We start from the raw sequence: 8,858 nt of genomic DNA on the forward strand, positions 1-8,858 counted from the left end.
CGCCGCCGCTCACGCTGCGGCGCCCGTCGCACGGAAGGCATCCGGACGGCGCCGTTCCGGGCTCAGCCGTGGGTGTTGACCATGGAGGCGGCGGCGTAGACGAGGTAGTCCCACAGCTGCTTCTCCTGCTCGGGCGGCAGGCCCAACTCGGTCACCGCGTCGCCCATGTGCTTCAGCCACGCGTCGTGCGCGGCCTGGTCCACACGGAAGGGGGCGTGCCGCATCCGCAGCCGCGGGTGGCCGCGGCCCTCGCTGTAGGTGCGCGGGCCACCCCAGTACTGCATCAGGAACAGCGCGAGGCGTTCCTCGGCCGGCCCGAGATCCTCCTCGGGATACATCGGGCGCAGCAGGGGGTCCCCGGCGACCCCCTCGTAGAAGCGCCGGACGAGTCGTCGGAACGTCTGCTCGCCTCCGACCTGCTCGAAGAACGTCTGCTGGGGCAAGCTCCCGCGCGGAATCTCCATCACGCTCCCATGGTGTCAGATGGCCGAACGGTCCACGGTGCCTCGCCCGCGTCACCCGTCCGGCCCCCACCCGCCGGGCCGCCGCCGGCGGCGGGCTCAGGCGTCGTCCCAGCGGAAGAGCCACCACGCGACCAGCGTCAGCACCGCGGCGAACAGCAGCAGGCCGGCCATCACCGGCAGGGCCGTCGCCCAGCCCTCACCGCGGGACATGACGCCCTGCATGGCGTCCGCGAGGTGCTTGAGCGGCATGAACCGCGCGATCGCCCGGAGCCACTCGGGGGCCGAGTCGAACGGGATGAACGCCCCCGACAGGAACGCCATCGGCAGGATGACGAGCTGCGCCGCGCCGTTGGCGGCCTCCTCCGACTTGGCCCAGGCGCCCACCACCAGGCCGATCGACATGAAGGCGAGTGTGCCCGAGAGCACCAGCGGGATCGCCAGCCACCAGGAGCCGGTCAGTCGCAGTCCGTAGAACGGCAGGGTCGCCACGCCGAGGAAGACGGCCGTCTGCGCCAGAGCGAGGGCCAGGTTGATGCCGACGCGCGCCGAGATCACCGACGCGGCGCTGACCGGCGCGAGCCACAGCCGCCGCAGGATGCGCTTCTTGCGCCAGGACACCAGGTTGAGGGCGGTCCCGAAGACGGCTCCCATCGCGACCGCCCAGCCGAGCAGCCCCGGGGTGAGGAACTGGATCGGCTGCACCGACTCGTCCTCCACCTGGTCGGTGCTGAGGCGGAACGCCGGCGGCTGCCCGGTGGCCTCCTGGTTGGCCTGCTGCACGAGCGAGTCGAGCACTCCGCGGACGCTGCCCGCCCGCACCTGGTCGGCGACCGAGACGCGCAGCCGCACGTCGTCCCCGCGCTGGAGCACCACCGCGTCGGTCTCGCCGGTGCGCACCTTCTCCAGTGCCTCGTCCAGAGCTGCGGGCGAGCCGTCCGTTCGGACGATCTTCAGGACGTCACGCAGCTGCTCCCGCTCCTGGGCCGACAGGTCGTCGAGCACCGCGACGTCCCCGACCTGGATCACCTCGGACTGGGAGACGCCGCTGTCCTTGAACAGCGCGCCGAACAGCATCAGGAACATCAGGGGGAAGAGCAGCATGAAGAAGATCGCGGCCCGGTCGCGCAGCAGGCCCAGGGCCATCGCCCGGGACAGGCTGAGGAACGGGCCGAGCGTGCCGCCGCGGCGCCCGCCGCCGGCGGCGGGCGGGCCGGTGACGGCGGGGTCCTGGGGGGTGGAGGGCCTGGAGGTGCCGGTCATTCGCGGTACTCCCGCCCGGTCAGCTGGAGGAACACGTCCTCCAGGGAGTCGACGCCCAGCTCGGCGATCAGGTCGCGCGGCGGGCCGATCCTGAGTATCCGGCCGCTGTCCATCACCGCGACCCGGTCGCACAGGGTCTCGGCCTCGTCCATGGAGTGCGTGGTCAGTACGACGGTGCGGCCGTCGGCCTGGATGCCGCGCAGCAGGTCCCACAGGTTGCGGCGGGCCTGCGGGTCGAGGCCGGTGGTCGGCTCGTCGAGGAACACCAGCTCCGGGTCGTGCACCAGGGTGCAGGCCAGCGAGAGCCGTTGCGCCTGGCCGCCGGACAGCTTGTCGTCGCGGACGTCGGCCTTGTCGGTCAGACCGACCTTCTCCAGCATGGCGTCCGCGCGGTCCCCGCCCACGCCGTACAGCGAGGCGAAGGTGCGGATCTGTTCGCGGGCGGTCAGCTTCTCGAAGAAGGCCGAGGCCTGGAGCTGCACACCGATCCGGGCCAGCAGGCCGGTGTCGCGCGGCCAGGACGGCCTGCCGAGCAGCTCGGCCCGGCCGGCGTCGGGCTTGCGCAGCCCTTCGACGAGTTCCAGGGTGGTGGTCTTGCCCGCGCCGTTGGGTCCGAGAATGCCGAAGAACTCGCCGTGCCGGACCTCGAACGAGACCCCGTCGACTGCTTGCACATCCCCGTACCGCTTGCGCAGTCCTTCGACTGTGATCGCGGCAGTGCTGGTCATGGCGATCGACGCTATCCCGGAGCCGGCCGCCCCGGGAAGGGCGGGGCTCGCATGATCGGCTGCGGAGCGGGACAGTGGGGGCATGCGACGGAAAGCCTTTCTGCGGGAACTCGTGGCGGCCGGTGTCCTGGACGACCCGGCCTGGCGGGCGGCTTTCGAGGAGGTCCCCCGGGAGACGTTCGTGCCCTACTACTTCGTGCCGACGAGGACGGCGTACGAGCGCCGCTGGCGGGAGGACCCCGATCCGGAGGCCCGCGAACGCTGGCTGGACGGCGCCTACGAGGACGTGCCGCTGGCCACCCGCAGACGCGACGGCGAACTGCTGTCATCCAGCAGCCAGCCGTCGCTGATGGCCCGGATGCTCGACGCCCTGGACGTCGAGGACGGCATGACGGTGCTGGAGATCGGTACCGGCACGGGCTGGAACGCGGCGCTGCTCTCGCACCGGCTAGGCGACGGCAACGTCACCACGGTGGACCTGGACCCGGACATCACCGAGCCCGCCCGGGCGCACCTCGCCGAGGCCGGCTACCGGCCGACGGTGGTCACCGGGGACGGTGCCCGCGGCTGCCCCGCCAGAGCGCCCTTCGACCGGATCATCGCGACCTGCGCGATCAGCTCGGTGCCGGACGCCTGGATCGAGCAGTGCGCGCCCGGCGCGGTGGTGCTCGCGCCGCTCGCCACCGGACTGGTGAAACTGCGTGTGCCGGACGGCACTTGGGCCGAGGGCCGGTTCCTGGACACCCCGGCGTTCTTCGTCCCGCTGCGCGGCACCCCGCAGCACGCCGGGGCGGTGCCCACCGCCCGCGTCCCGGAGGACGCACTGCGGCACGAGTCGTTCCGCTTCCTGCTGGAGCTGTCCGCCGGACAGCTCGACCCGCTCGAAGCCCACACCCTCTGGCGTGGTGCCGGCCGCCCCGACCGGGAACGCTACGGCGTCACGGTGCGGGACAGCGGCCAGTGGGCCTGGCTGGACGATCCGGCAGGCCCCCACCGCTGGCCGCTGCCCGGGACGGAGCGGTCGCAGCCGCCCGCTACGACCGACGGAGGGTGAGGGTCGTCCAGGCACCCACGTGCACCCGGTCGCCCTCCCGCAGCGGCACCGGCACGAACGGCTGGATGGGCTCCTCGGCGCCGTTGACGGTGGTGCCGTTGGTGGAGTCCTGGTCGAGCACCGCCCAGCCGCCGTCGTCCTGCTGCACCAGCATCGCGTGCTGGTGGGACACGCCCGGGTCCTCCGGTGGGCGCGACAGGTCGATGGTGGGCGCCTCGCCGGTGGACTGCCGACGCCGCCCGACGGTCACCTGGCCGCCGGTGAGCGGCACCTGCAACTCGGGTGAGTAGTCGGGCAGGTTGAGCTCCGCGCCCTCCGGACCGCTGCGCTGCATCATCGCGGTGAAGTACTCCCGGTCGGTGGCGACCGTCACCATCCAGTTGCCGGCCCGCGAGCCGCCGTCCGCCTCACCCGAGCCGGTGGACCGGCCGGCCTGCGGAGTCTGCGAGCCCGGGTACGACTGCTCGGGATAGGCCTGAGGGTCGGGATAGGAGCGCCGGCCCGGGTAGGCCTGCTGGTCGGGATAGGCGGGCTGTTCCGGGTAGGCGGGCTGCTCCGGGTACGCGGGCTGTTCCGGGTACCCGGACCGGTCGGTACGGCCGGGCGCGCCCTGGTAGGACTGCGGCCCCCCGCCCTGGTAGGCCTGCTGGTCGGGGTAGGCCTGCTGCGACCCGTAGGAGTGCTGCCCGTCGTAGGACTGCCCGCCCTGGTGGGTCTGCTGCCCCGGGTAGGACTGCGGGCCCTCCGGGTACGGATGCCGCTGCTCGGGGAACGACTGCGGCCGGCCGGCGTACCGCTCCTGCTCGTCGGGGAAGGACTGCGAGCCGCCCGGGGAGGAGAGGTGGTCACCGAGGAAGGAGCGGCCGCTGTCCGGATAGGGCTGCTGCCGGTCCGGGAACGACTGCTGGCATCCGCCGTTCCCGCCGGGCGGCGCCAGGTTCCAGTCGTCGTCCTGCTGCGCCGGGGCGGGTATCGGCTCCGCCGGGCGGTTCATCTGCGAGGGTCTGGACCCCTCGAACCCGAGCGAGGCTCCGGGCTGCTCCCGCTGACCGGGCTGCTGCCCGAACGCCGGGTAGGGCGTGGCGGAGTGGGTGCGGAAGTTGTAGCGGCACTCCTCGCAGAACGGCCCCTGGGCCTCCCGAGGGGTGTGGCACTGCGGGCACAGCTCGGCCTGCTGGGTCGCCGGGCCGGGATAGCCGTACCCGGAACCGGGCGCCTGTCCCGCCGAAGGCGCCGCGTCGGGCGTACCGGACGCGGCGGGCATGCGATGACCGCACACCTCGCACCAGTCGTCGGCCGCCGACCGGTGGCCGTTCGGGCAAGTCGGCATCTCGGGCTTCCCCCTCCGTGCGCTACTTCTTCACTCGGACCGTCTTGGTGGAGCGTGTCTCCAGCGTCATCTCGTCGGCGTCGGTGACCCTTGCCTTCAGCCGAACAGTACCCGCCGCCGCGTCGACGACATCCACCACCTTCGCGAGCAGTTTCGCGGTGTCCGCGTTGCCCGAGGCGCTCGCCAACTGCACCGCGCGACCCAGTTTCGCGGTCGCGCCGTCCTCGTCCCCGGCTTTGCGCAGATCGAGTCCCTGCTGGATCGCCTGGGCCAGTTCGGCCTGCCCGGTGTAGTGCGCGACCTGCGGGTTGATCGTCGTGGTGGCGGCCTCGTCGTCCGTCCACACCGCCCGGACCAGCCCCTGCGACAGGGTCCGTGCCGTGCCGTCCGGCTCCGGGAGGACCAGCGAGACGCGGGCCGCCAGCATCTCCCGGCCGACCTCCGCCGGCGGCACCCGGACGCACACGTGGTAGTCGCGGGACTCGTCCCCCCAGGAGCCCGTCGGGTAGTCCCCCGCCCGGGGGCCCGCCTCGACGCGCCGACAGGTGAGGTCCTCGACCTGCGGCGCCATCTGCTTGACGAACGCGATCTCCGCGCCCTGCGGTGTCCACAGCCGCAGGCTGACGTCGGCGACCGCCTTGCCCATCACCGCGGTCATCATGCCCGTGAAGTCGGCGGCCAGCCCGGACGGGTCGGCGACGATGTCCGCGCTGCCCAGCAGCGCCGAGGCGATGCCGGTGACCTCCTTCACCTCCCAGTCGGTGCCCACTCCCCGGGCGTCGCAGGTGAACCGTCCCGCGCAGGCGTCCAGCGCCTCGCGCAGCGCCGCCGGCTCCTCGTGCTCGTTGCGGCCGTCGGTGAGCAGGATGCCGTGCCGGATGGACGCGTCGGCGGCGGCCAGCAACCGGTCGGCCAGCCGCAGCCAGGCACCGATCGCGGTGCCGCCGTTCGCGGTCAGTCCGCGCAGTGCCCGCTTCGCCTCGGCGCGGGTGGCCGGGTCGGCGACCGCCAGGCGTCCGTCGCCCGGGTAGACCTCGCGGGCCACGTGGGTGCCCGCGACCACGGCGAACGCGACCCCGTCGCGCAGGGCGTCCACGGCGGTGGCAGTGGCGTCGCGGGCGGCCCGCATCTTCGTCTGCGGATAGTCCATCGAACCCGAGCAGTCCACCATCAGCACCACGGCGGCGCCCGGCTCGCCGGGCACGGCGGTGCCGTCGCCCGGGTCGGTGACCGGCAGCGGTGTGCCGCCGGTGGTCCCGCCGCCGGTCGCGGTGACCGTCACGATGGCGTTGACCTCGCGCCCGCCCTCCGGCAGGTACTCGTTCTGGTACACCTCGACCGAGAACCGGGGCGCGTGGGTCTTCGCGAAAATGGCCATAACCTGCTTCCACTCAACTCCACGGGCGGCGCTCCGCCGCCCGGCGGCACAGGAGCCGGCAGAGCTGACGCGTTCCCCCGCCCCCGCTTACGTCAGGCCGATCCTGCCCGCGAGCCGGCAGCGGGGAACGGGATGACGGCCACTGTTACGTTGTCGTGGCCCCCGCCGGACAGCGCGTACCGGACCAGGTGCTGGGCCGCGGCCATCGGCCGGGCCCGGGCGTCGGCCGGCACCACGGCGGCCAACTGCTCGGCGGACTCGGCGTAGTTCCACAGCCCGTCGGTGCACACCAGCACCACTCCCGGCCGGTCCGGGGTGAACGAGGCGGTGTGCGGGTCCAGTTCGTAGGCGTCCGCGCCGAGCCACCCGGTGATGGCGTGCGCGCGGGCGTCCGCGTACGCCTCGGCCTCCGCCATCAGCCCGGCCGCCACCATCTGCGCGGCCCAGGAGTCGTCCTCGGTGAGCCGGGCGGCGGACGCGGACCTGTCCTCCGGAACCCAGTAGGCCCGGCTGTCCCCGATCCAGCCGGCGGCGAGCAGCCCGCCGGCGACGACGGCGCTCACCACGGTGCACGCCGGGGCGTTCTGCTCGGGTGTGGGCGCTTCGGCGGCCAGCGCGGACACCGCCCGGCCCGCCACCTCCATCGACTCGTGCAGGGCCTGCTGCGGCTGGGCACCGCGCGGCAGTACGTCCGTCAGGTGGGCGCGGGCCGCTCCGGCCGCCGCCGCCGACGCCTCGTCCGGGCGGCTCGACGAGGAGACGCCGTCGCACACGACGGCGACCACCGCGGGCGTCCCGTCGGGCAGCGCCACGACGTCCACGCCGTAGGCGTCCTCGTTGCGGTGGTGCCGCAGACCCCGGTCGCTGGCCGCTGCGACACCGTGCAGTTCCGTCTCCATGTGGTCGCGCTCCCTGGGTTGTGCCTGGCCGCACGTCTCGCAGTACCCGTCTCCGTCCACCGCACCCGGGACCGACGGAGCCGTCGTCGACTTCGAGCCCCGATACGACCACTGGATCGGCGGCGCCTACGTCGCCCCGAAACTGGGCGGGTACTTCGAGAACCCCAGCCCGGTCAACGGCGCGCCCTTCACGGAGATGGCCCGGGGCACCGCGGAGGACGTCGAGCGCGCCCTCGACGCCGCGCACGGTGCCGCGCCCGCCTGGGGCCGGACCCCGGCGGCCGAGCGGGCACTCGTACTGCACCGCATCGCCGACCGGATGGAGCAGAACCTGGAGGCGCTCGCCGTCGCCGAGAGCTGGGAGAACGGCAAGCCGGTACGGGAGACCCTGGCCGCCGACCTGCCGCTGGCGATCGACCACTTCCGCTACTTCGCGGGCGCCATCCGGGCGCAGGAGGGCTCGATCTCGGAGATCGACGAGGACACCGTCGCCTACCACTTCCAGGAACCGCTGGGCGTCGTCGCGCAGATCATCCCGTGGAACTTCCCGATCCTGATGGCCGTGTGGAAGCTGGCTCCGGCGCTCGCCGCGGGCAACGCCGTGGTGCTCAAGCCCGCCGAGCAGACGCCGGCCTCCATCCACGTGCTGATGGGCCTGATCGCCGACCTGCTGCCGCCCGGCGTGGTCAACATCGTCAACGGCTTCGGCGTCGAGGCCGGCAAGCCGCTCGCCGCCAGCCCCCGGGTCGCCAAGATCGCCTTCACCGGCGAGACCACCACAGGGCGGCTGATCATGCAGTACGCCTCGGAGAACCTGAAGCCGGTCACGCTCGAACTGGGCGGCAAAAGCCCCAACATCTTCTTCGACGACGTCTCGGCGGCCGACGACGACTTCCTCGACAAGGCGCTGGAGGGCTTCACGATGTTCGCCCTCAACCAGGGAGAGGTGTGCACCTGCCCGTCGCGGGCCCTCATCCAGCAGGGGCACTACGCCTCGTTCCTGGAGGCCGCCACCGCGCGTACCGAGCGGATCGTGCAGGGCCACCCGCTGGACACGGACACGATGATCGGTGCCCAGGCGTCGAACGACCAGCTGGAGAAGATCCTCGCCTACCTCGACATCGGCCGGCAGGAAGGCGCACGGGTGCTGACCGGCGGCGCCCGCGCCGACCTGGGTGGCGAACTGGCCGGCGGCTACTACGTCCAGCCCACCATCCTGGAGGGCGGCAACCACATGCGGGTGTTCCAGGAGGAGATCTTCGGCCCCGTGGTGGCCGTGACGGCGTTCTCCGACCACACGGACGCCATCAGGATCGCCAACGACACGCTGTACGGCCTGGGCGCGGGCGTCTGGACCCGGGACGCGACCACCGCCTACCGGGCCGGCCGGGCCATCGCGGCGGGCCGGGTCTGGACGAACTGCTACCACGCCTACCCGGCGCACGCCGCGTTCGGCGGCTACAAGCAGTCGGGCATCGGCCGGGAGAACCACCGCATGATGCTGGACCACTACCAGCAGACGAAGAACCTGCTGGTCAGCTACTCCGCGAAGAAGCTGGGCTTCTTCTGACCGCCGGCGTACAGCCGGCCGTGGGCCGAGGCGGCACCCCGGCGGCTCCCGCCGGCCGTGCAACCTTGCCGCAACGTTGTCCGGTGTCCACTGGGGTACGCCGCTTCGGCGGGGGCGGCGCGGTCCCCTGCGGATCCCGGTCCGCCCGGGTCACGGCCTCCCGGCCCGGGCGGAC

Annotated in this window: 8 protein-coding genes; 2 read left to right on the forward strand and 6 right to left on the reverse strand. The window is 73.0% G+C overall.

All coding sequences use genetic code 11. The features are described from left to right. Nucleotides 1-62 precede the first annotated feature (62 nt). The 3 genes from ACYVE9_RS09225 to ACYVE9_RS09235 all read right to left on the reverse strand — a co-directional run bounded on the left by ACYVE9_RS09225 (nucleotide 63) and on the right by ACYVE9_RS09235 (nucleotide 2,452). Nucleotides 63-467 (reverse strand): globin, encoded by a 405-nt coding sequence (locus ACYVE9_RS09225; protein ID WP_461027263.1) that lies wholly within the window; start codon nucleotides 465-467, stop codon nucleotides 63-65. A 93-nt stretch (nucleotides 468-560) separates the two neighbouring features. Beyond that, on the reverse strand, nucleotides 561-1,724 hold the full coding sequence (locus tag ACYVE9_RS09230) for an ABC transporter permease (RefSeq protein WP_461027264.1): 1,164 nt from the start codon (nucleotides 1,722-1,724) through the stop codon (nucleotides 561-563). Next, nucleotides 1,721-2,452: an ABC transporter ATP-binding protein gene (locus ACYVE9_RS09235; RefSeq protein WP_461027265.1), complete on the reverse strand. Its 732-nt coding sequence runs from the start codon at nucleotides 2,450-2,452 to the stop codon at nucleotides 1,721-1,723. Before ACYVE9_RS09235 ends, ACYVE9_RS09230 begins: the two co-directional genes overlap by 4 nt. 82 nt (nucleotides 2,453-2,534) lie before the next feature. On the opposite strand from ACYVE9_RS09235, the gene ACYVE9_RS09240 reads away from it, so the two are divergent. Continuing rightward, nucleotides 2,535-3,506 (forward strand): methyltransferase domain-containing protein, encoded by a 972-nt coding sequence (locus ACYVE9_RS09240; RefSeq protein ID WP_461027266.1) that lies wholly within the window; start codon nucleotides 2,535-2,537, stop codon nucleotides 3,504-3,506. Here ACYVE9_RS09240 and ACYVE9_RS09245 read toward each other — a convergent pair. From ACYVE9_RS09245 to ACYVE9_RS09255, 3 genes are all read right to left on the reverse strand, one after another. Further along, nucleotides 3,487-4,836, reverse strand: a complete 1,350-nt coding sequence (locus ACYVE9_RS09245) for an FHA domain-containing protein (RefSeq protein ID WP_461027267.1) — start codon at nucleotides 4,834-4,836, stop codon at nucleotides 3,487-3,489. The two genes, ACYVE9_RS09240 and ACYVE9_RS09245, sit on opposite strands and share 20 nt — an antisense overlap. A 22-nt stretch (nucleotides 4,837-4,858) precedes the next feature. Further along, entirely contained in the window at nucleotides 4,859-6,214 is a 1,356-nt protein-coding gene (locus ACYVE9_RS09250; protein ID WP_461027268.1) for a vWA domain-containing protein, read from the reverse strand. A 92-nt stretch (nucleotides 6,215-6,306) separates the two neighbouring features. Next, entirely contained in the window at nucleotides 6,307-7,113 is an 807-nt protein-coding gene (locus tag ACYVE9_RS09255) for a PP2C family protein-serine/threonine phosphatase (RefSeq protein WP_461027269.1), read from the reverse strand. On the opposite strand from ACYVE9_RS09255, the gene exaC reads away from it, so the two are divergent. Further along, the gene (exaC, locus tag ACYVE9_RS09260) at nucleotides 7,112-8,683 is read left to right on the forward strand and encodes an acetaldehyde dehydrogenase ExaC (protein ID WP_461027270.1); all 1,572 of its coding nucleotides are present in this window, start codon (nucleotides 7,112-7,114) and stop codon (nucleotides 8,681-8,683) included. The two genes, ACYVE9_RS09255 and exaC, sit on opposite strands and share 2 nt — an antisense overlap. Nucleotides 8,684-8,858 lie beyond the last annotated feature (175 nt).

This window comes from Streptomyces sparsus, from assembly GCF_054776295.1.